The sequence below is a fragment of the Pseudomonas sp. HN2-3 genome, assembly GCF_020691745.1.
Classification (GTDB): Bacteria; Pseudomonadota; Gammaproteobacteria; order Pseudomonadales; family Pseudomonadaceae; genus Aquipseudomonas; species Aquipseudomonas capeferrum.
In genome coordinates this window covers 15,539-37,200 of the sequence record NZ_CP085704.1, presented here as the reverse complement: position 1 = coordinate 37,200, position 21,662 = coordinate 15,539, and the positions used below count along the sequence as shown (strand labels likewise).

The following is a 21,662-nucleotide window of genomic DNA, read 5'->3' as shown; positions in this document are numbered from 1 at the left end:
TGCGGTCCAACCATCACCACCGCAAAGGAGGTGATGCAGTGAAAAATGCCGAAACCCCCGTGTTCAAGCTGGTGCTGTTCGGGGCCGAGTCTAGCCTTGGCAGTGCGCTGATCGCCGAGCTGCTGGCGCGCCAGCATGAGGTTACCGCCGTGGTCGACGACCTCAACCGCCATGCGCCACGCCCTGGCCTGCATTTCAAGATAGGCGGGCTGGGCGATGCCGACCAGGCAGAGCAGGGCGCTGCGGGGGGCTCGGCGGTGGTTGCGCTGGTGTCAGCGCTGGCACCCGCTGACCTGCCCGCGCAATGGCGGATGAGCGAGGCGCTGATCGCTGGGCTTGCGCGTACGACTATACGCCGGCTGTTGCTGGTGGGCGATTTCGATGTGCTGGACAGGCCAGGCCATTACACCGATGAACAGCGCGAGGGTGTGGACCATGTGGTCGATGCGCTACAGCGCAGTGCGCTGCACTGGACGCTGATCAATGCGCCGCAGCAGTTGGCAGATTTGGAGAACGTTGCGGCGGGGATGGTGGATATGCTCGACCTGGGTTTGCATCGGGGCGAGCATTTGAACTTCGTATCCTGAGGCCTCTTCGCGGGTCAAGCCCGCTCCCACGGAGATTGGTGTGCAGTATCTGTGGGAGCGGGCTTGCCCCGCGAAGAGCCCCTCAAGCATTGCGCTCATCTTCCAGCCAACCCACAAACCGCTCGATCAACGCCCCGCGCCGCTTGCGTGGCGGCAACACCACGTAATACCCCCGCGCCGAACGCAAACTGCCCTCCAGTGGCCGACACAGCAGGCCCTGCTCCACCAGCCCATCGACCAGGTGCCCCCAGCCAATCGCCACCCCTTGGCCGGCAATCGCCGCCTGAATCAACAGGGTGTAGTTATCGAAACGCAGCTGCCCCGGCGGTGGCGGGCTGTCCACGCCAAACCCACGAAACACCCCCGCCCAGTCGAACCAGCGGCTGGCCTGTTCGCCGCGCAGGTGAAGCAAGGGCAAACGCTGCAAAGCCACGGCTGACAAGGGTTTGCCATGAGTCAGCCGGGGGCTGCAGACCGGAAATACCTCTTCATCGAACAACCACCGGCTCTCGCCCTGATGAAAACGACCATCGCCAAACAGCACGGCCACATCAATGTCCGGCCGCAACATCGCCTGGCTGCGCTCACCCGTCACCAAGCTGACATCCACCTGTGGATAAGCCTCGTGAAAACGTTGCAGCCTGGGCATCAGCCAGAACGCAGCGAAGGCAAAGTCGGTGGCCACTTGCAGCACCTCACGCTGGCCCCGGCCACTGGCCAGGGCAAGGCCGTCGTCCATGGCCTGCAGCCCTTGGTGCACCTGCTCGAACAGCACCTGGCCGGCATCGGTCAGCGCGATACCCCGGTAGATCCGGTCGAACAGCCGGGTACCCAGCTGAGCCTCCAGGCGCTTCACCTGCTGGCTCACCGCCGGCTGCGTGGTGCCCAGCTCCAGCGCGGCGGCAGTAAAACCACGCAAGCGTGCCGCAGCCTCGAACACGCGCAGGGTATCGAGCGACAGCTCGGCAAGGCGCTCAAACATAAGCTCAGCTAATCCCAGTCATTGCCCGCCATGGGCTTTACCCATGTTATCCACAGTCGCATCTTGATAGGCAAGCGGTTCGCATAACCTTCAACGATGGAAGCCAACCATGACGCGCCCGAATATCCTGTTCATCATGGCCGACCAGATGGCCGCGCCCCTGCTGCCGATCTACGCCCCTTCGCCCCTCCAGATGCCACACCTCGCCCGCCTCGCCGCGCAGGCGGTGGTGTTCGACTCGGCCTACTGCAACAGCCCGCTCTGCGCCCCCTCGCGCTTCACCCTGGTCAGCGGCCAGTTGCCCAGCCGCATCGGCGCCTACGACAACGCCGCCGACTTCCCTGCCGATGTGCCAACCTACGCCCACTACCTGCGTCGTCTGGGCTACCGCACCGCGTTGTCCGGCAAGATGCACTTCTGCGGCCCGGACCAGTTGCATGGCTATGAAGAACGGCTCACCAGCGATATCTACCCGGCCGACTACGGCTGGGCGGTGAACTGGGATGCACCCGACGAGCGCCCGAGCTGGTACCACAACATGTCTTCAGTACTGCAGGCCGGCCCCTGCGTGCGCACCAACCAACTGGATTTCGACGAAGAGGTGGTGTTCAAGGCCCGCCAGTACCTCTACGACCATGTGCGCGAAAACGATGGCCGGCCGTTCTGCCTGACCGTGTCCATGACCCACCCCCACGACCCCTACACCATCCCCAAGCGCTACTGGGACCGCTACGAGGGTGTGGATATCCCCATGCCCCGCGCCGAGTTCGCCCAGCACGAGCAGGACCCGCATTCGCAACGCCTGCTCAAGGTCTACGACCTGTGGGACAAGCCGCTGCCTGTGGACAAGATCCGCGATGCCCGGCGTGCCTACTTCGGCGCCTGCAGCTACATCGACGACAACATTGGCCAATTGCTGCAAACCCTTGAGGAATGCGGCCTAGCAGAGGACACGGTGATCGTGTTCTCCGGCGACCACGGCGACATGCTTGGCGAACGCGGCCTCTGGTACAAGATGCACTGGTTCGAAATGTCGGCGCGGGTGCCACTGCTGATTCACGCGCCCAAACGCTTTGCAGCGGCACGGGTAAGCGCCTCGGTCTCGACCTGCGACCTGCTGCCCACCTTGGTCGAACTGGCCGGCGGCACTGTGGACAACTCGCTGCACCTGGACGGACGCTCGCTGCTTGGCCACCTGAAAGGGCAGGGCGGCCACGACGAAGTGATCGGTGAATACATGGCCGAGGGCACGGTCGGCCCGCTGATGATGATCCGCCGCGGCCCGTACAAGTTCGTGTACAGCGAAGACGACCCATGGCTACTCTATGACCTGAGCCGCGACCCGTACGAGCGGGAGAACCTCACCGGCAGCCCGGACCATCAGGTGCTGCTGCAGGCATTTGTCGATGAAGCCCGGCAACGTTGGGACATCCCCACCCTGCGCCAGCAGGTGCTGGCCAGCCAGCGCCGCCGCCGCCTGGTGGCCGAGGCCCTGGCCATCGGCAAGCTGAAGAGCTGGGACCACCAACCGCTGGTGGACGCCAGCCAACAGTACATGCGCAACCACATCGATCTCGACGACCTCGAGCGCAAGGCCCGTTATCCACAGCCCGCACCTAGGGATTGAGAAGAGAGTCCGCCATGCAAAAGTTCTCTACCGCCGTGCTCGCCCTGGCCTTGAGCCTGGGCGCTGCCTCGACGCACGCCGAAGACGCGCAATGCAACACCGTGAAGCTGGCCGACCCCGGCTGGAGCGACATCGCCACCACCAACGCCATCACCCGCCTGCTGCTGGAAAGCCTCGGCTACCAGGTGAAGATCGACAGCCTGGCCGTGCCGATCATCTACGGTGGCCTCAAGGATGGGCGAGTCGATGCCTTCCTTGGCAACTGGATGCCGGCGCACCAGGGGTTTCATGACAAGTTCGTCGCCACCGGTGATGTGCAGCAGCTGGCCCGCAACCTCGAAGGCACCGAGTTCACCCTCGCGGTGCCCGACTATGTGTGGAATGCCGGGGTGAAGGATTTCGCCGACCTGCAAACGCATGCCGACCAGTTCGACAAGAAGCTCTACGGAATCGGCTCGGGAGCCCCGGCTAACCTGTCGCTCAAGGAGATCATCGACAAGAATGCGTTCAACCTCGGCCAGTGGAAGCTGGTGGAGTCGAGTGAACAGGCGATGCTCGCGCAGGTGGACCGCGCCGTGAAGAAACAGCAGTTCATCACCTTTCTCGGCTGGACACCACACCCGATGAACGTGAAGCTGAAGATGCACTACCTCACGGGCGGCGAGCAGTGGTTTGGCAGCAAGGGCGAGGTCTATACCCTGACTCGCAAAGGTTATGCACAGGCATGCCCGAATACCGCGAAGCTGCTGGGTAACCTGAGATTTACCCTGGACATGGAAAACAGCATCATGGCCGAAGCTGTGGATAAGAAAGTCAGCTTCGATGAGGCTTCCAAGGCGTGGGTCAAGGCGCATCCCGAGGTTCTGGAAGCGTGGCTGGCCGGGGTAACCAGCAAGGCCGGTGGCGATGCGAAAGAGGCCGTCAAAGCCAAATTGTAATTCAGACAACCACACTCACCCGCTCCGACAGGGCGGGTACAACCCGGGGATTTGAATAAGTCATGCACCGTCTTCACCGCCTGCTGCCCTTCCTCACCTGGCTGCCCCGCCAATCGGGCCGCAGTCTGCGTCAGGACCTGCTGGTGGGCCTGAGCGGTGCCATCCTTGCCTTGCCACAATCCATCGCCTACGCCCTGATTGCCGGCCTGCCTGCCGAATACGGCCTGTTCGCCGCCATCGTCCCGGTGCTCATCGCCTGCCTGTGGGGCTCTTCCTGGCACCTGATCTGCGGCCCGACTGCCGCCATTTCCATTGTCCTGTATGCCAGTGTCAGCCCCTTGGCGGTGCCAGGCAGTGCCGACTACGTCACGCTGGTTCTGCTGCTGACCTTCATTGCTGGCATCTTCCAGCTTTTGCTCGGCCTGCTACGGTTCGGCGCGCTGGTCAATTTCGTCTCCCACTCGGTGGTGCTCGGCTTCACCTTGGGCGCCGCCATCGTCATCGCCCTCGGGCAGTTACCCAACCTGCTGGGCATGGACCTGCCGAGCCAGGCCACGGCCTTGAAAACAGTCCAGGACCTGGCCAGCCACGCCGGTGAGGTTGACCTGCCATCGCTGATGCTGGGCCTGGCCACGGTGCTCATCGGCGTGGGCTTCAAGCTCTGGCGGCCGCGCTGGCCAAGCTTGTTGATCAGCCTGATCCTGGTCAGCCTGCTGGCCTGGTTGCTGCCTGGCTTCTTTGGCCACGTGCCGAGGGTGCCGGCCTTCACCGGCCAGTTACCGCCCTTGAGCCCGCTGCCGTTGCTGGACCTTGAGCTGATGCTGCGGCTGCTGCCGACCGCAGTGGCCGTGGGTATGCTCGGCCTGGTCACCAGCCTGTCGATCGCCAGGTCGCTGTCTTCGCGCTCCGAACAGCTGATCGACGCCGACCAGGAGATCCGCGCCCAAGGCCTGTCGAACATCGTCGGTGCGTGGTTCTCCGGCTACCTTTCGTCAGGCTCTTTCACCCGCTCGGGCCTGAGCTACGACGCAGGTGCCAGGTCGCCTATGGCGGGGGTGTTCTCGGCGCTGTGGGTCGCGGTGTTTGCCGTCGCAGGCGCGGGGCTGATCGCCCATCTGCCGATCCCGGCCATGGCGGGCAGCATTCTGCTGATCTGTTGGGGGTTGGTGGATCACCGGGGTATTCGCGCGCTGTTCCGGGTCAGCCGCTCGGAATTCCTGGTCATGGCCCTGACCGCCGCCGCGACCTTGCTGCTGGAACTGCAGACGGCGATCTACGCCGGGGTGCTGGCTTCGCTGTTCTTCTACCTCAAGCGCACTTCACGGCCACGGGTGCAGCAGAGCCGGGAAGGGCAGGCCGATGTGCTGCGGGTGGGCGGGTCGATCTTCTTCGGCGCGGCGCATTACCTGCAGGTGCGCCTGCAACGCTGCCAGGGGCCGCATGTGGTGATCGATGCACGGCAGGTGAATTTTATCGATTATTCGGGTGTGGATATGTTGCACAGGGAGGCGAGGCGGTTGCGGCGAGCGGGGGGCAGTTTGACCTTGCAGCGGGCGCGGCCGCAGGTGGTCGAGGAATTGCAGAAGCTGGAAGGGGTGAAGTTGTGTCCGATCAGGTTTGAAGAGTGAGGTTGGGTTGAGATCTTGGGGCTGCTTTGCAGCCCATCGCAGGCAAGCCAGCTCCTACAGGAATATCACAAGGCCCGAGGTCGGCGCTGTACTTGTAGGCGCTGGCTTGCCTGCGATGGGCCGCGAAGCGGCCCGAAGGCGTCAACCCCGAGCAAGCTGCCGGCGCAGTTCAGCCAACACCGGCGCCGTATCCGGCCTCACGCCACGCCAGATAAAGAACGCTTCCGCCGCCTGTTCAGCCAGCATCCCCAGCCCGTCCAGCACCTTGGCCGCCCCCAAGTCGGTGGCCCATTGGCAAAACGGCGTAGGCTCCTTGCCATACATCATGTCATAGCAAACCGTACGCCCCGCCTCGACCAGGCTTGCGGCAATCGGCGGCATCTCGCCCGCCAGGCTTGCCGAGGTGGCGTTGATGATCACGTCCACCGGTTCCTGCAGCCAGGCAAACCCACTGGCCACCACCGGCCCGAGCTCATCGAACTCGTGGGCCAGCAGCTCGGCCTTTTCCACCGTGCGGTTGGCAATCACCAGCGACTCGGGGCCGTGCGCCAGGATCGGCTCCAGCACGCCACGCACCGCGCCACCCGCGCCAAGGATGAGAATCCGCTTGCCCGCCAGCTGCACGCCGGCATTCACCGTCAGGTCGCGTACCAGGCCGGCACCGTCGGTGTTGTCACCCTGCAGCGTGCCGTCAGCCAGCTTGCTCAGGGTATTCACCGCCCCCGCCCGCTGGGCACGTGGGGTCAGGCTGTCGCACAGGCGGTAGGCTTCTTCCTTGAACGGCACGGTGACGTTGCCGCCTCTGCCTTGTTTGAAGAAGCCGTAGGCACAATCGCTGAACTCGTCCAGCGGCGCCAACAGGGTGGCGTACTCCAGGTCCTGGCCGGTCTGTTCGGCGAACAGGCGGTGAATCAGCGGCGACTTGCTGTGGCCGATGGGGTTACCGAAAACGACGTACTGGTCCATGGTGGGTTCCTCGGTTATCCACAGGCTTACTGGGCGAGCCAGTCGCGATCTTGCAGGTAGTACTCGGTCAGGCGCGCTTCTTCGCTACCGGGCGCGGCCTTCCAGTCGTAGCCCCAGCGTACCTGCGGTGGCAGCGACATGAGGATCGACTCGGTACGCCCACCCGATTGCAGGCCGAACAAGGTGCCCCGGTCATAGACCAGGTTGAACTCCACGTAGCGGCCGCGGCGGTACTCCTGGAACTCACGCTGCTCGGCGGTGTAGGGCGTGTCCTTGCGGCGCTGGACGATCGGCAGGTAGGCCTCGACGTAGGCGTCGCCGATGGCGCGGATGAACGCAAAGCAGGTGTCGAAGTCCCACTCGTTCAGGTCATCGAAGAACAGCCCGCCGATGCCACGCGGTTCGCCACGGTGCTTGAGGTGGAAATAGCGGTCGCACCAGGCTTTGTAGCGCGGATAAACGTCGGCGCCAAACGGCGCACAGGCCTGCTCGGCCACGCGGTGCCAGTGGATGCAGTCTTCTTCATTGCCATAGTACGGGGTCAGGTCGAAGCCGCCGCCGAACCACCACACGGCCTCTTCACCCTCTTTTTCGGCGATGAAGAACCGCACATTGGCGTGAGAGGTGGGCACGTGCGGGTTGTGCGGGTGGATCACCAGCGACACGCCCAGGGCCTCGAAGCCACGGCCAGCCAGTTCCGGGCGGTGGGCACTGGCCGAAGGCGGCAGGCCGGTACCGAACACGTGAGAGAAGTTGACCCCGCCTTTTTCGATCAACTTGCCGTCACCGATCACCCGCGTACGGCCCCCGCCACCGGCTTCGCGCGTCCAGGCGTCCTCGACGAAGCGGGCGCCGCCGTCCTCGGTTTCGAGGGCGGAGCAGATGCGGTCTTGCAGGTCGAGCAGGTAGGCTTTCACGGCCTCGGTGCGGCTGGTCATCGGGTCACCTGGAGCGGGCAGAGAAGAATTCGCCGCGTAGCATACCACCGGCGGCCGACGCGCCGCAGTTGACGGCGATCAAGCAAAGGCGTCCGATAGAGGGCTGTTACCAATCCCGACAACAGGAGTGCGAGATGGCCAAGCGTATCCAGTTCAGCCAGCATGGCGGCCCGGAAGTTCTGCAGCTTGTAGAGTTCGAACCCGCCCCGCCCGGGCCACAGCAGGTCCGCGTGCGTAACCATGCGATCGGCCTGAACTTCATCGATACCTATTTCCGCAATGGCCTGTACGCGCCGCCTGCACTGCCGTCAGGCCTGGGCACCGAGGGTGCAGGCGTGGTCGAGGCGGTGGGCGAGGGCGTTACCCGCCTGAAAGTGGGTGACCGCGTAGCCTATGGCGGCGGGCCGCTGGGTGCCTACAGCGAGGTGCATACGCTGCCGGAGGCCAACCTGGTCAAGCTGCCGGACAACATCAGTTTCGAGCAGGCGGCGGCGGTGATGCTCAAGGGGCTGACCGTGCAATACCTGCTCAAGCAGACCTATGCCGTGCAGCCGGGCGACGTGATCCTGTTCCATGCCGCTGCGGGTGGCGTGGGTTCCCTGGCTTGCCAGTGGGCCAACGCGCTCGGGGCCAAGCTGATCGGTACCGTCAGCTCTGCCGAGAAAGCCGAGCGGGCCAAGGCGCTGGGGGCATGGGCAACCATCGACTACAGCCGTGAAGACGTGGCCAAGCGGGTGCTGGAGCTGACCGACGGCAAGAAATGCCCGGTGGTGTATGACGGTGTGGGTGCCGACACCTGGCTGACCTCGCTCGATTGCCTGCAACCGCGCGGGTTGATGGTGAGCTTTGGCAATGCCTCCGGCGCGGTGAGCGGGGTGAACCTGGGGATCCTGGCGCAGAAGGGTTCGCTGTATGTCACCCGGCCGACCTTGGCCAGTTATGCCAACAATGCCGAGAACACCCAGGCCATGGCCGATGACCTGTTTGCGGTGATCGCGAGTGGCAAGGTGGTTGTGGATATCCAGCAACGGTATCCGTTGGGTGAGGCGGCCAAGGCGCAGGCGGAGTTGTCGGCGCGGCGGACTGTGGGGTCGACTGTCTTGTTGCCTTGATTGACAGAAGGCCGCGTTGAGGCGACCAAGTGCCTGCCTTGGTTTTTGTGGTGTTGCGGATATCGAGCGCCGCCCGCGCGGCGCTTCGCGGGGCAAGCCCGCTCCCACATCTGTTTCGGGCCAATTACTTCTGTGTCAGGTGGGTTACAGCCTTGGTGCATGGCTGCAAATCGAGGAACCGCAGTTGCGTAACCCTCGATATCAAATGGAACCAACAAGGCGGGCAGCGGTGACTTCCCAGAAGGGACTGGCCCGAAACAAATGTGGGAGCGGGCTTGCCCCGCGAACCAGGGCGAAGCCCGGGCTATACACACTGGCCGCCTGGGCTGGCCTCTTCGCGGGGCAAGCCCGCTCCCACAAGGAGGTGTATTGGCGCTTGGCAATTTAGCCCGGACGAACGACTTCGCCAGTCGCCAGGTTGCGAATCACACTCGGGTTCTTCCGCCCGCCCAGCGCCCCGCCCAGTACCAGATCCAACTGCCCATGGAAGTACTGCTCCACCCGCAACCGGGTTTTCGCCGCCGGGCGCCCGCCGGGGTTGCACGAGGTGGAAATCAACGGCCCAACCAATGCACACAACTCACGCACCTGCGGGTGGTCGCTGACCCGCAGTGCCACCGTGTCGTGCTCACCTGTCACCCACTCGGGCAACAGGTCCTGGTGCGGCACCAGCCAGGTATTAGGGCCAGGCCAGGTGCTGCCCATGCGGTCGATCCAGTCCTCGGGGAAATCCTCGAACAGGAAGTCGAACTGGCGGATGTTGTCGGCGACCAGGATCAGGCCTTTATCCACAGGCCGCGACTTGAGCGCCAGCAGGCGGTATACCGCGTCCTCGTTCCACGGGTCGCAGCCCAGGCCCCAGACCGCTTCGGTCGGGTAGGCAATCACCGCGCCCGCCCGGATCTCACGTGCGGCTTGTTGCACACGAAAACTGCTCACCATTTCTCTCTCTCCGCCTATGAACCTTGCTTGCGCGCAGTGTACTTAGCCCGCACGGGCAAACCAACGCCCGGCTTCATTGCTGACCTGGCCTTGCAGCTCCAGTTCGGTCAGTTGCGCCAGCACGTCGGCCAGCGGCTGCTCGCTGCACCGGGCCAGGCTTTCGGTAGTCTGTGGCGCAGCATGCAGCAGAGCAAGCAGGGGGTGGACATATTCGTCCACTATCGCAGGGGGCAGGTTCTGCCAGCCTCGCAGGCTTTCCAGAATCTGCTCCACGCTTTCCACCAGTAGCGCGCCATCACGGATCAACTGGTGACAGCCTTTGGCCCCTGGGTGGTGGATCGAACCGGGGATGGCGTAAACCTCACGGCCCTGCTCGGCCGCCAGCCGCGCGGTTATCAACGAACCACTGGCCAGGCTCGCCTCCACCACCAGCACGCCCAGCGACAAACCGCTGATGATGCGATTGCGCCGTGGAAAATTGCCCGGCAGCGGCCCGGCATCCAGCGGGTACTCGGAAACCAGTGCGCTACCGCTGTCGATGATCGCCTGGGCAAGCTCGCGGTGGCGCTGTGGATAAAGTTTTTGCAAGCCCGTGCCGAGCACACCGATCGTCCCACCGCCAGCCTGCAGAGCAGCCCGATGAGCGGCACCGTCGATGCCCAACGCCAGCCCACTGGTAATGGTGAAACCGGCCTGCGACAGGTAACGGGAAAATGCCCTGGCGGTGTCGAGCGCGGGGGGTGAAGCACGCCTGCTGCCCACAATTGCCAGCTGTGGCCGCTCAAGCAAAGCAGGGTCACCGGCGACGAAAAGCAACGGCGGTGGATCGTCGATTTCACCCAGCAACGCTGGGTAGCCAAGGCTGTCCCACATCAGCAAATGCTGGCCGGGATGCTCTAGCCAGGCCATCGCAGCCAGTGCGCCGTCGCGTACTTCGGCGCTGCGCCGCGCGTCGATGGTGGCCTGCGCCATGCCCAGCGCTCGCCAGGCGCCGGCCGGCGCACTCAGCGCTGAAGCGGCGCTTCCGAAGGCTTGCAGCAAGGTGTGAAAACGACGCAGCCCGGTCTCGGGAAGGCGGTGCAGGCGTAATCGCGCTTCCAGTTCGGCAGGCGGGCAAAGCGACGAGTGGGGGATCGGCATCGAGATCATCCTTGATCGAAACAGGGCCATTTACGTGGCACAACCTGTGGATAAGTTTGTGGGTAACACTTTGAAAAGCTGTCCATTAATCGGACGCTATCAAGCCCATAGACACCCTAGACGAGCTTGCCAGGTGCCGAAATCGCCGATTACCTTTATTATGTGTGTTCAGTTTTCAACCGAACGCACAGTGACTGCCCGACCTTATGGCCATCTTGAACATTCTCGAATTCCCGGACCCGCGCCTGCGCACCATCGCCAAACCGGTGACGGTGTTCGACGACGCCCTGAGCCAGCTGATCGACGACATGTTTGAAACCATGTACGAGGCGCCTGGCATCGGCCTGGCGGCGACCCAGGTCAACGTCCACAAACAGCTTGTGGTGATGGACCTGAGCGAAGACCGCAGCGAGCCACGGGTTTTCATCAACCCGGTGGTCGAAGAGCTGACCCACGACATGGGCCAATACCAGGAAGGCTGCCTGTCGGTGCCTGGCTTCTACGAGAACGTCGACCGCCCTCTGCGGGTGCGCGTCAAAGCCCTGGACCGCGACGGCAAGCCCTTTGAGCTCGAAGCCGAAGGCCTGCTGGCCGTGTGCGTGCAGCACGAGTTCGATCACCTCAACGGCAAGCTGTTCGTCGACTACCTGTCCACGCTCAAACGCGACCGAATCAAGAAGAAGCTGGAAAAGCAGCACCGCCAGAACGCCTGATCCCCACCTTCCAGAAGGCTTGCTCCGGCAAGCCTTCTTCTTTTTTGCAGCGAGAACTCCATGCGCATCGTCTTCGCAGGCACTCCAGAGTTTGCCGCCGAACACCTCAAGGCACTGCTCGACAGCCCCTATGAGATCGTGGCCGTCTACACCCAGCCAGACCGCCCCGCCGGCCGTGGCCAGAAGCTCATGCCGAGCGCGGTCAAGGCCCTGGCCGTGGCCCACGACATCCCGGTGCTGCAACCGCCGACCCTGCGCAACGCCGATGCCCAGGCAGAACTCGCCGCGCTCAAGCCCGACCTGATGGTGGTGGTCGCCTACGGCCTGATCCTGCCCCAGGCCGTGCTGGATATTCCCCGCCTGGGCTGCATCAACAGCCACGCCTCGCTGCTGCCACGCTGGCGCGGTGCTGCGCCGATCCAGCGCGCCGTGCAAGCCGGTGACGCCGAGAGCGGCGTAACCGTGATGCGCATGGAAGCCGGCCTGGACACCGGGCCGATGCTGCTCAAGGTGGTCACCCCGATCAGCGCCGAAGACACCGGCGGCACCCTGCACGATCGCCTCGCCGAAATGGGCCCACCGGCCGTCCTACAGGCCATCGCTGGCCTCGCCGCCGGCACGCTGCAAGGTGAAGTCCAGGACGACACCCTGGCCACCTATGCACACAAGCTGAACAAAGACGAAGCGCGCATCGACTGGAGCCGCCCGGCCGTGGAGCTGGAGCGCCTGATCCGTGCCTTCAACCCGTGGCCGGTGTGCCATAGCACCCTGGACGGCGAAAGCGTGAAGGTGCTGGCGGCCAGGTTGTCCACAGGCAAGGGCGCCCCCGGCGAGATCCTGTCTGCCAGCAAAGATGGCCTGGAGGTCGCTTGTGGTGATCAAGCCTTGAGCCTGACCCGCCTGCAACTGCCCGGCGGCAAGGCGCTGAACTTCAGCGACCTGTTCAACAGCCGCCGCGAGAAGTTCGCCAACGGCAAGGTGCTCGGCCAATGAACCCACGCCTGGCCGCCGCCCGTGCCCTTGCCGCTGTGCTCAGCGGCAAGGCCTCGCTGAACAGTTCGTTGCCGGCGCAACTGGACAAGGTCGATGAACGCGACCGTGGCCTGACCCAGGACCTGGCGTTCGGCACCGCCCGCTGGCAGCCGCGCCTCGACCTGTTGGCCGCGCAGTTGCTGCAAAAGCCGTTCAAGACCGCCGATGCCGATGTGCAGGCACTGCTGCTGGTCGGCTTGTACCAGCTGTTCTACACGCGCATTCCGGCACACGCCGCCATCGGCGAGACCGTTGGCTGCGCCGACAAGCTGAAAAAACCGTGGGCCAAGGCCCTGCTCAATGCCGTGCTGCGCCGCGCCCAGCGTGAAGGCGAAGCGCTGCTCGCCAGCATGGAGCGCGACCCGGTGGTACGCACTGCGCACCCTCGGTGGCTGCAGAAAGCGCTGAAAGCCTTCTGGCCAGAGCAATGGGAAGCCATCTGCGCCGCCAACAACGCCCACCCGCCGATGATCCTGCGGGTCAACCGCCGCCGCCACAGCCGCGATGCCTACCTGGCCTTGCTGGCAGAGGCCGGCGTCGGCGCCAGCGCCTGCCAGTTCAGCCGCGACGGTATCGTGCTGAATGAGCCCTGTGATGTGCGCAGCCTGCCGGGCTTCGCCGAAGGCTGGGTGAGCGTGCAGGACGAGGCCGCGCAATTGTCTGCCGACCTGCTCGAACTGGCCCCCGGCCAACGCGTGCTCGACGCCTGCTGCGCCCCGGGCGGCAAGACCTGCCACTTGCTCGAAGCCGAGGCCGGCCTTGCACACCTGGTGGCCATCGACCTGGAGGCCAAACGCCTGACCCGCGTGCGCGAGAACCTCGAGCGCCTGCAACTGGACGCCGAACTGATCGCCTGTGATGCCCGCGACACCGCCAGCTGGTGGGACGGCAAACCTTTCCAGCGCATCCTGCTCGACGCCCCGTGCTCGGCCACCGGCGTGATCCGCCGCCACCCGGACATCAAGCTGACCCGCCAGGCCGACGACATTCCGGCCCTGGCCACGCTGCAAGGCGAGCTGCTCGATGCCCTGTGGCCAACCCTGGAAGTAGGCGGCATGCTGCTCTACGCCACCTGCTCGAGCCTGCCGACCGAAAACACCGAGGTGATCGAGGCGTTCCTCGCCCGCACCCCGGGCGCCCGTGAGCTGGACCTGGCCACCGAGGCCGGCTTGCGCCAGCCCCACGGCCGCCAGTTGCTGGCCCAGGAAGGCGGCCACGACGGTTTCTATTATGCCAAGCTGATCAAGATCGCCGCTTCACGCGGATAAGCACAACGGTTCAGGGAGTAGCGGATGAAGATCATCATCCTCGGCGCAGGGCAGGTGGGCGGTACGCTGGCAGAGCACCTGGCCAGCGAGGCCAACGACATCACCGTGGTCGACACCGACGGCGAGCGCCTGCGCGACCTCGGCGACCGCCTGGACATCCGCACGGTGCAGGGCCGCGGCTCGCTGCCGACGGTGCTGCGCCAGGCCGGCGCCGACGACGCCGACATGCTGGTGGCGGTGACCAACAGCGACGAGACCAACATGGTGGCCTGCCAGGTCGCCTATTCGCTGTTCCATACGCCGACCAAGATCGCCCGGGTACGCGAATCAGCCTACCTCACCCGCGAAGAGCTGTTCCACAACGACCACATCCCGGTGGACGTGCTGATCAGCCCCGAGCAGGTGGTGACCAACTACATCAAGCGCCTGATCGAGCACCCGGGCTCCTTGCAGGTGATCGACTTCGCCGAAGGCAAGGCGCAACTGGTGGCGGTCAAGGCGTACTACGGCGGCCCACTGGTGGGCCAGCAGCTGCGCCAGATCCGCGCGCACATGCCCAATGTGGACACCCGCGTGGCGGCAATCTTCCGCCGTGACCGGCCGATCACCCCACGCGGTGACACCGTGATCGAGGCCGATGACGAAGTGTTCTTCATCGCCGCGAAAAAAGACATTCGCGCGGTGATGGGCGAGCTGCGGCGCATCGACGAGACCAACAAGCGTGTGGTGATCGCCGGTGGCGGGCAGATCGGCGAGCGCCTGGCCGAGGCCATCGAAAGCCGCTACCAGGTGAAGATCATCGAGATGAACCCGGCCCGCTGCCGCCACCTCTCCGACACCCTGGAAAGCACCGTGGTGCTACAGGGCAGTGCGTCAGACAAAGACCTGATGCTCGAAGAGAACATCGCCGACGCCGACATCTTTCTGGCCCTGACCAACGACGACGAGGCCAACATCATGTCGTCGCTGCTGGCCAAGCGCCTGGGTGCGCGCAAGGTGATGACCATCATCAACAACCCGGCCTACGTGGACCTGGTGCAGGGCGGTGAAATCGACATCGCCATCAGCCCGCAGTTGGCCACCATCGGCACCTTGCTGGCGCACGTGCGGCGTGGCGACATCGTCAGCGTGCACTCCCTGCGCCGCGGCGCGGCCGAGGCCATCGAGGCCGTGGCGCACGGCGATTCGAAATCGAGCAAGGTGGTGGGCAAGGCCATTGAAGACATCGCCCTGCCACCGGGTACCACGATCGGCGCGATCATCCGCGACGAAGAGGTGATGATTGCCCACGACGACACGATGATCGCGTCGGGTGACCACGTGATTCTGTTCGTTGTGGATAAAAAACACATTCGGGATGTGGAGAAGCTGTTCCACGTCGGCTTGAGTTTCTTCTAGGAGAAGTGGGCATGCGCGAGTCGCTGGAGAAAATGCTGGCCAAGGGTGTGGATAACCCACTGCTGAGATTTGGCCTGGGCAAAGGCTGGCTGGATGAGGGCAACGGGGCTGAGGCGGCGGTGCACCTGGCACGGTGCGTGGAGCAGGACCCTAAGTATTCGGCGGCGTGGAAGCTGCTGGGCAAGGCGTATCAGTTGCAGGGTGATTTGGCGGCGGCGCGCAAGGCCTGGGAGGACGGGATCGTGGCGGCGCAGGCCCATGGGGATAAGCAGGCCGAGAAAGAGATGGCGGTGTTCCTCAAGAAGCTGAATAAAGTCTGAAATTGCCGGGGCTGCTTTGCAGCCCAATCGCGGGGCAAGCCCGCTCCCACAAGGTACAGAGTGACCCTCAGGCTGCGCAGGACTTGTGGGAGCGGGCTGGCCCCGCGAATGGGGCGCAAAGCGCCCCCAAAAAATCTCAATACCAGCGCGGCTCACCGGCCGGGCGCTTCTTGAAGCGCTTCATGCTCCACATGTACTGGCTCGGGTACTCGCGCACATACCGTTCGACCACCTTGCTCATGGCCGCCGCCGATTCGGTCACATCCGTGCTGTACATCGCTTCAGGCGCCGCTTCCAGAATCACCCGGAACCCAGAGCCATCCGGCAGCCGCAGCGCATGCAGGAACACCCCTACCGCCTTGCCACCGGCCAGCATGTTCGGCACGAACTTGCTGGTCAGCGCTTGGGTACCGAGAAACGGCACGAACACCCCGGCCGATTCCGCCGGCTCCGGGTCGGCTGGGATGCCCACTTGCCCACCGCGGCGCACTTCCTTGATCACACTGAGGATGCCTTCCTTGGTCGAAGGCGCGACGCGGTTACCCATCTGCACCCGCTGCTCACGCAGCAGGTCATCCACGGCCTTCAGTTTCGGCGGGCGGTAGAAGATGATCGGTTTGCACTGGTTGCAGTAGAAGTGGTTCAACACTTCCCAGTTACCCAGGTGGCTGGTGATGCCGACCACGCCCTTGCCCGAGGCAAGGGCCTGCTCCAGCACTTCCAGGCCTTGCACTTCCTTGACCAGCTCCAGCGAACGCTGCGGTGGCCAGATCCAGGCGCACGCGCTCTCGACGAAGGACTTGCCGATATCTCTGAGCGCATGGCCAACCAGCTGCTCACGCGCGACCGGGTCCATCTCGGGGAAACACTTGGCCAGGTTGATACGCACCACGTTGCGCGACCCGTTCGGGACCTTCCACATCAGCCAGCCGATACCGGCGCCGACGCGCTGTACCGCGCCCCAGGGCAACTTGGCGAACAGTCGAAGCACCCCGACCATCAGGGCGCCCTTGAACTTTTCCACAGGCGAATTCCTTATTTCAGCAAGGCGCGCATTGTACCCCTTCAGCGCGCCAAGGCGGCGTAGCGATCACAATCGGTGGTGTGGTCCATGACCATGCCGGTGGCCTGCATGAAGGCGTAGCAGATGGTCGGGCCAACAAAGGTGAAGCCAGCTTTTTGCAAGGCCTTGCTCATCGCCTTGGCTTCGTCGGTGACCGCCGGCACGTCGCTGCGGCCCACGAAATGATTGACCTTGGGCTTGCCGCCGACAAACGACCAGAGCCACTCGGCGGGGTTATCCACAGCCAGCCAGGCCTGGGCGTTGCGCCGGGCGGCCTTGAGCTTGAGGCGGTTGCGGATGATGCCGGCGTCGAGCATCAGCGCTTCGATGCGTTCATCGCTCATCTGCGACAACTTCAACGGATCGAAGCCGTGCAGCACCTCGCGATAGCGCTCGCGTTTACGCAAAACCGTGATCCATGACAGCCCAGCCTGGAACCCTTCGAGCAAAAGCATCTCGAACAGCAACGCCGGATCACGCTGCGGTGTTCCCCATTCCTGGTCGTGGTAGGCCTGGTACAACGGATCGTCGGTACACCAAAAGCAGCGTGGCATAAGGCTCCAATGAGTAGAGGGCGAGGCGAATCAGGTTATACTCCCGCTCTTTACATCCGCATCCCCAGATACAGGTGAATTTCGTGAGCCAGCCTACGCCAGCCGTGCGTACCTTCCAAGACCTGATCCTCGCCCTGCAGAACTACTGGGCAGCTCAAGGTTGTGTGGTGCTTCAGCCCTACGATATGGAAGTAGGCGCCGGCACTTTCCATACCGCCACGTTCCTGCGCGCCGTTGGCCCAGAGACCTGGAACGCCGCCTACGTGCAGCCTAGCCGTCGCCCTGCCGACGGGCGGTATGGCGAAAACCCAAACCGCCTGCAGCACTACTACCAGTTCCAGGTAGTGCTCAAGCCGAACCCGGCCAACTTCCAGGAGCTGTACCTCGGCTCGCTGAAAGCCATCGGCCTGGATCCGCTGGTCCACGACATCCGTTTCGTCGAAGACAACTGGGAATCGCCGACCCTCGGCGCCTGGGGCCTGGGCTGGGAAATCTGGCTGAACGGCATGGAGGTGACCCAGTTCACCTACTTCCAGCAGGTCGGCGGCATCGAGTGCTACCCGGTCACCGGTGAGATTACCTATGGCCTGGAACGCCTGGCCATGTACATCCAGGGCGTCGACTCGGTCTACGACCTGGTCTGGGCCGATGGCCCGTTCGGCAAGGTCACCTACGGCGACGTGTTCCACCAGAACGAAGTGGAGCAGTCGACCTACAACTTCGAACACGCCAACGTCGAGAAGCTGTTCGAGCTGTTCGATTTCTACGAAAGCGAAGCCAACCGCCTGATCAAGCTGGAGCTGCCGCTGCCGACCTACGAAATGGTCCTGAAGGCCTCGCACACCTTCAACCTGCTCGACGCCCGCCGCGCCATCTCGGTGACCGAGCGCCAGCGTTACATCCTGCGTGTACGTACCCTGGCCCGGGACGTGGCGCAAAGCTATCTGCAAGCCCGCGCACGCATGGGCTTCCCGATGGCGACCCCTGAACTGCGTGAAGAAGTGTTGGCTAAGCTGGAGGCTGCACAATGAGTGCTCAAGATTTCCTGGTAGAACTGGGCACCGAAGAGCTGCCACCCAAAGCCCTGGCCACCCTCGGCGACGCCTTCCTGGCCGGTATCGAGAAAGGCCTGCAGGCCGCAGGCCTGAACTACGCCGCCAAGTCGGTGTACGCCGCGCCGCGCCGCCTGGCCGTGCTGATTCGCCAGCTCGACGTGCAGCAGCCTGACCGCAGCATCAATATCGATGGCCCGCCCCGCCAGGCGGCCTTCGACGCCGAAGGCAACCCGACCCAGGCCGCCCTGGGCTTCGCCAAGAAGTGCGGCGTCGAGCTGGCCGAGATCGACCAGAGCGGCGCCAAGCTGCGCTTCTCCCAGCACATCCCGGGCAAGGCCACCCTCGGCCTGCTGCCGACCATCGTCGAAGACTCGCTCAACGACCTGCCGATCCCCAAGCGCATGCGCTGGGGCGCCAGCCGCGAAGAGTTCGTGCGCCCGACCCAGTGGCTGGTGATGCTGCTCGGTGACCAGGTCGTCGACTGCACCATCCTTGCCCAGCAAGCCGGCCGTGAGTCCCGCGGGCACCGTTTCCATCACCCGGAAAACGTGGTCATCACTACCCCGGCCAACTACGTTGAAGACCTGCGCAAAGCCTACGTGCTGGCCGACTTCTCCGAGCGCCGCGAGCTGATCGCCAAACGCACTGCGGAACTGGCCATGCAGCAGGAAGGCAGCGCCATCGTGCCGCCCGCGCTGCTGGACGAAGTGACCGCCCTGGTCGAGTGGCCAGTGCCGCTGGTGTGCTCGTTCGAGGAGCGTTTCCTCGACGTGCCGCAAGAAGCCCTGATCACCACCATGCAGGACAACCAGAAGTACTTCTGCCTGCTGGACAGCGAAGGCAAGCTGCTACCGCGCTTCATTACCGTGGCCAACGTCGAAAGCCGCGACCCGAAGCAGATCGTCGAAGGCAACGAGAAGGTCGTGCGTCCACGCCTTACCGACGCCGAGTTCTTCTTCAAGCAAGACAAGAAGCAGCCGCTGGAAACCTTCAATGAGCGCCTCAAGAACGTGGTGTTCCAGGCTCAGTTGGGCACCGTCTACGACAAGGCCGAACGCGTTTCCAAGCTGGCCGCATTCATCGCGCCACTGATTGGCGGGGATGCCCAGCGCGCCGGCCGCGCCGGCCTGCTGTCCAAGTGCGACCTGGCCACCGAGATGGTCGGCGAATTCCCTGAAATGCAGGGTGTTGCCGGTTACTACTACGCGCTCAACGATGGCGAGCCGCAAGACGTCGCCATGGCCCTGAATGAGCAGTACATGCCGCGTGGCGCTGGCGCTGAACTGCCGCAGACCCTGACCGGTGCTGCCGTGGCCATCGCCGACAAACTCGACACCCTGGTCGGCATCTTCGGTATCGGCATGCTGCCTACCGGTAGCAAAGACCCGTACGCCCTGCGCCGCGCCGCACTGGGTGTGCTGCGCATCCTGATCGAGAAGCAGCTGGACCTGGACCTGACCGGTGCCGCCGAATTCGCGGTCAAGCAGTTCGGCGCCAAGGTCAAGGCCGCTGGCCTGGCCGAGCAAGTGCTGGAGTTCATCTTCGACCGCCTGCGTGCGCGCTACGAAGACGAAGGCATCGACGTTGCCACCTACCTGTCGGTACGTGCCCTGAAGCCGGGCTCTGCCCTGGACTTCGACCAGCGCGTGCAGGCCGTGCAGGCTTTCCGCAAACTGCCGGAAGCCGAAGCCCTGGCGGCGGTGAACAAGCGCGTATCGAACCTGCTGAGCAAGGCCGAGGGCGCCATCGCCGAACAGGTCGAGCCGAAGTACTTCGACAACGCCAACGAGTTCTCCCTGTACTCGGCCATCCAGCAGGCCGACCAGGCTGTGCAACCGATGGCTGCCGCACGCCAGTACAGCGAGTCGCTGGCCCGCCTGGCTGCCCTGCGTGACCCGGTCGACGCCTTCTTCGAGGCGGTGATGGTCAATGCCGAGGACGCCAAGGTCCGCGCCAACCGTTATGCCCTGCTCAGCCGCCTGCGCGGTCTGTTCCTGGGTGTAGCCGACATCTCGCTGCTGGGGTAAGCCTTGAAACTGCTGATTCTCGATCGTGACGGGGTGATCAACTACGACTCCGACGCCTACATCAAGTCGCTGGAAGAGTGGGTCCCCATCCCCGGCTCGGTCGAGGCCATCGCGCAGTTGAGCAAGGCGGGCTGGACGGTGGCCGTGGCCACCAACCAGTCCGGCATTGCCCGTGGCTACTACTCGCTGGATACCCTGGAGGCCATGCACACGCGCCTGCGTGCGTTGGTGGCCGAGCAGGGCGGTGAAGTGGGCCATATCGTGTATTGCCCGCATGGGCCGGACGAGGGCTGCGCTTGCCGCAAGCCCAAGCCGGGCATGCTGCTGGCAATTGCCGAGCATTACCAGGCCGCCCTTGGCGGCGTGTGGTTTGTCGGCGACAGCCAAGGTGACCTTCAGGCCGCCATGGCCGTCGGTGCACGACCTGTGCTGGTGAAAACCGGCAAGGGTGAGCGGACCCTGGAAAAAGGCGTCCCTGAAACTACACTGATTTTCGACGATCTGGCAGCTATCGCCAGAGAACTAATTTAAACAGTGCGCCTTCTGGCGCATTTTTCTCAAGCGGGCACGCCCGCAATGGTACAAGCCACTATGTCGATCCTGCAGGCGATCAGAATCTTTCTTTTTTACCTGCTGCTGGGCACCAGCTCGTTGCTCTGGTGCACCCTGAGCTTTTTTGTCGCGCCATTCTTGTCATTCCCCAGGCGTTACAAGTTCATCAACGTGTTTTGGTGCCGTTGCGCGTTATTTTTGAGCCGCACCATCCTTGGCATCGATTACAAGATCACCGGCGCCGAAAATGTGCCCAGTGAGCCGTGTGTGATCCTGTCCAACCATCAGAGCACCTGGGAAACCTTCTTCCTTTCCCAGTACTTCTCGCCGCTCAGCCAAGTGCTCAAGCGTGAGCTGCTGTACGTGCCGTTCTTCGGCTGGGCCATGGCCATGCTGCGGCCGATCGCAATCAACCGCGACAACCCAAAGGAAGCCCTGCGCCAGGTCGCCAGCCAAGGTGACGAGCTGCTCAAGCAGGGTGTATGGGTGCTGATCTTCCCGGAAGGTACCCGCGTGCCATTCGGCACCGTCGGCAAGTTCTCCCGCGGCGGTACCGCGCTGGCAGTCAATGCTGGCCTGCCGGTGCTGCCCATTGCGCACAATGCGGGCAAGTTCTGGCCGAAGGCTGGCTGGGGCAAGCGGGCGGGCACCATCGAAGTGGTGATCGGTGAGCCGATGTATGCCAACGGCACCGGCCCGCGTGCCATCGCCGAGCTCAACGACCGCGCCGCCGCCTGGAACGAGGCCACGCAAAGGGCCCTGGGTTCGCTGCCACCCGTGGATGAAAAACCGCACGAGCAGATGGCCTGACGTTCTGTGG

The 21,662-nt window shown here is 64.0% G+C and carries 21 protein-coding genes; 14 read left to right on the top strand and 7 right to left on the bottom strand.

Annotated features, from left to right (window positions below; genetic code table 11):
• Positions 1-38 precede the first annotated feature (38 nt).
• The gene (locus tag LJX93_RS00165) at positions 39-587 is read left to right on the top strand and encodes an NAD(P)H-binding protein (RefSeq protein WP_033702473.1); all 549 of its coding nucleotides are present in this window, start codon (positions 39-41) and stop codon (positions 585-587) included.
• 82 nt (positions 588-669) lie between these two features.
• On the opposite strand, the gene LJX93_RS00160 is transcribed toward LJX93_RS00165, so the two are convergent.
• Positions 670-1,569 carry a choline sulfate utilization transcriptional regulator gene (locus LJX93_RS00160; protein ID WP_033702472.1) on the bottom strand — a complete coding sequence of 300 codons (900 nt, stop codon included), beginning with the start codon at positions 1,567-1,569 and terminating at the stop codon, positions 670-672.
• Between the two features lie 109 nt (positions 1,570-1,678).
• Between LJX93_RS00160 and betC the strand changes: the two genes are divergently transcribed.
• From betC to LJX93_RS00145, 3 genes are all read left to right on the top strand, one after another.
• Complete coding sequence (gene betC / locus LJX93_RS00155) at positions 1,679-3,196, top strand: choline-sulfatase (RefSeq protein WP_227696624.1); 1,518 nt, start codon at positions 1,679-1,681, stop codon at positions 3,194-3,196.
• Between the two features lie 14 nt (positions 3,197-3,210).
• Positions 3,211-4,134 (top strand): choline ABC transporter substrate-binding protein, encoded by a 924-nt coding sequence (choX, locus tag LJX93_RS00150; protein WP_227696623.1) that lies wholly within the window; start codon positions 3,211-3,213, stop codon positions 4,132-4,134.
• A gap of 62 nt (positions 4,135-4,196) precedes the next feature.
• Positions 4,197-5,762: a SulP family inorganic anion transporter gene (locus LJX93_RS00145; RefSeq protein ID WP_033702469.1), complete on the top strand. Its 1,566-nt coding sequence runs from the start codon at positions 4,197-4,199 to the stop codon at positions 5,760-5,762.
• Positions 5,763-5,903: 141 nt separating this feature from the next.
• On the opposite strand, the gene aroE is transcribed toward LJX93_RS00145, so the two are convergent.
• Both aroE and hemF read right to left on the bottom strand, forming a co-directional pair.
• Positions 5,904-6,728 carry a shikimate dehydrogenase gene (aroE, locus tag LJX93_RS00140; RefSeq protein ID WP_033702468.1) on the bottom strand — a complete coding sequence of 275 codons (825 nt, stop codon included), beginning with the start codon at positions 6,726-6,728 and terminating at the stop codon, positions 5,904-5,906.
• A gap of 26 nt (positions 6,729-6,754) precedes the next feature.
• Positions 6,755-7,666, bottom strand: coding sequence for an oxygen-dependent coproporphyrinogen oxidase (gene hemF / locus LJX93_RS00135; RefSeq protein ID WP_033702467.1), 912 nt, complete (start codon positions 7,664-7,666; stop codon positions 6,755-6,757).
• A gap of 134 nt (positions 7,667-7,800) precedes the next feature.
• On the opposite strand from hemF, the gene LJX93_RS00130 reads away from it, so the two are divergent.
• A complete protein-coding gene (locus tag LJX93_RS00130; RefSeq protein WP_156309994.1) occupies positions 7,801-8,778 on the top strand; it encodes an NADPH:quinone reductase in 978 nt (325 codons plus the stop codon).
• Between the two features lie 384 nt (positions 8,779-9,162).
• Here the strand turns inward: LJX93_RS00130 and LJX93_RS00125 are convergent, their stop codons facing one another.
• Positions 9,163-9,720: an L-threonylcarbamoyladenylate synthase gene (locus LJX93_RS00125; protein ID WP_033702465.1), complete on the bottom strand. Its 558-nt coding sequence runs from the start codon at positions 9,718-9,720 to the stop codon at positions 9,163-9,165.
• A gap of 42 nt (positions 9,721-9,762) precedes the next feature.
• On the bottom strand, positions 9,763-10,860 hold the full coding sequence (gene dprA, locus LJX93_RS00120; RefSeq protein ID WP_047582457.1) for a DNA-processing protein DprA: 1,098 nt from the start codon (positions 10,858-10,860) through the stop codon (positions 9,763-9,765).
• 206 nt (positions 10,861-11,066) lie between these two features.
• Here dprA and def point away from each other — a divergent pair, with 206 nt between their 5' ends.
• From def to LJX93_RS00095, 5 genes are read left to right on the top strand one after another with little or no spacing between them, the layout of a single operon-like run.
• The gene (gene def, locus LJX93_RS00115) at positions 11,067-11,573 is read left to right on the top strand and encodes a peptide deformylase (RefSeq protein ID WP_033702463.1); all 507 of its coding nucleotides are present in this window, start codon (positions 11,067-11,069) and stop codon (positions 11,571-11,573) included.
• A 60-nt stretch (positions 11,574-11,633) separates the two neighbouring features.
• Positions 11,634-12,566: a methionyl-tRNA formyltransferase gene (fmt, locus tag LJX93_RS00110; RefSeq protein WP_033702462.1), complete on the top strand. Its 933-nt coding sequence runs from the start codon at positions 11,634-11,636 to the stop codon at positions 12,564-12,566.
• Positions 12,563-13,873 carry a 16S rRNA (cytosine(967)-C(5))-methyltransferase RsmB gene (gene rsmB, locus LJX93_RS00105; protein WP_227696622.1) on the top strand — a complete coding sequence of 437 codons (1,311 nt, stop codon included), beginning with the start codon at positions 12,563-12,565 and terminating at the stop codon, positions 13,871-13,873. The genes fmt and rsmB overlap by 4 nt, the downstream gene beginning before the upstream one ends.
• A 24-nt stretch (positions 13,874-13,897) precedes the next feature.
• Complete coding sequence (gene trkA / locus LJX93_RS00100; RefSeq protein ID WP_033702460.1) at positions 13,898-15,271, top strand: Trk system potassium transporter TrkA; 1,374 nt, start codon at positions 13,898-13,900, stop codon at positions 15,269-15,271.
• Positions 15,272-15,282: 11 nt separating this feature from the next.
• On the top strand, positions 15,283-15,591 hold the full coding sequence (locus tag LJX93_RS00095) for a tetratricopeptide repeat protein (RefSeq protein ID WP_033702459.1): 309 nt from the start codon (positions 15,283-15,285) through the stop codon (positions 15,589-15,591).
• Positions 15,592-15,727: 136 nt separating this feature from the next.
• Here LJX93_RS00095 and LJX93_RS00090 read toward each other — a convergent pair whose 3' ends face one another.
• Together LJX93_RS00090 and LJX93_RS00085 are read right to left on the bottom strand one after the other, a co-directional pair.
• Positions 15,728-16,615 carry a lysophospholipid acyltransferase gene (locus LJX93_RS00090; RefSeq protein ID WP_033702458.1) on the bottom strand — a complete coding sequence of 296 codons (888 nt, stop codon included), beginning with the start codon at positions 16,613-16,615 and terminating at the stop codon, positions 15,728-15,730.
• A gap of 41 nt (positions 16,616-16,656) precedes the next feature.
• Positions 16,657-17,208, bottom strand: a complete 552-nt coding sequence (locus LJX93_RS00085) for a DNA-3-methyladenine glycosylase I (protein WP_033702457.1) — start codon at positions 17,206-17,208, stop codon at positions 16,657-16,659.
• Between the two features lie 83 nt (positions 17,209-17,291).
• Here LJX93_RS00085 and glyQ point away from each other — a divergent pair, with 83 nt between their 5' ends.
• From glyQ to LJX93_RS00065, 4 genes are read left to right on the top strand one after another with little or no spacing between them, the layout of a single operon-like run.
• A complete protein-coding gene (glyQ, locus tag LJX93_RS00080; RefSeq protein ID WP_227696621.1) occupies positions 17,292-18,239 on the top strand; it encodes a glycine--tRNA ligase subunit alpha in 948 nt (315 codons plus the stop codon).
• Positions 18,236-20,290, top strand: coding sequence for a glycine--tRNA ligase subunit beta (glyS, locus tag LJX93_RS00075; RefSeq protein WP_095063962.1), 2,055 nt, complete (start codon positions 18,236-18,238; stop codon positions 20,288-20,290). The genes glyQ and glyS overlap by 4 nt, the downstream gene beginning before the upstream one ends.
• Before the next feature lie 3 nt (positions 20,291-20,293).
• The gene (gene gmhB / locus LJX93_RS00070) at positions 20,294-20,821 is read left to right on the top strand and encodes a D-glycero-beta-D-manno-heptose 1,7-bisphosphate 7-phosphatase (protein WP_227696620.1); all 528 of its coding nucleotides are present in this window, start codon (positions 20,294-20,296) and stop codon (positions 20,819-20,821) included.
• A 45-nt stretch (positions 20,822-20,866) separates the two neighbouring features.
• A complete protein-coding gene (locus tag LJX93_RS00065) occupies positions 20,867-21,652 on the top strand; it encodes a lysophospholipid acyltransferase family protein (RefSeq protein ID WP_033702452.1) in 786 nt (261 codons plus the stop codon).
• The last annotated feature ends 10 nt before the right edge of the window (positions 21,653-21,662 follow it).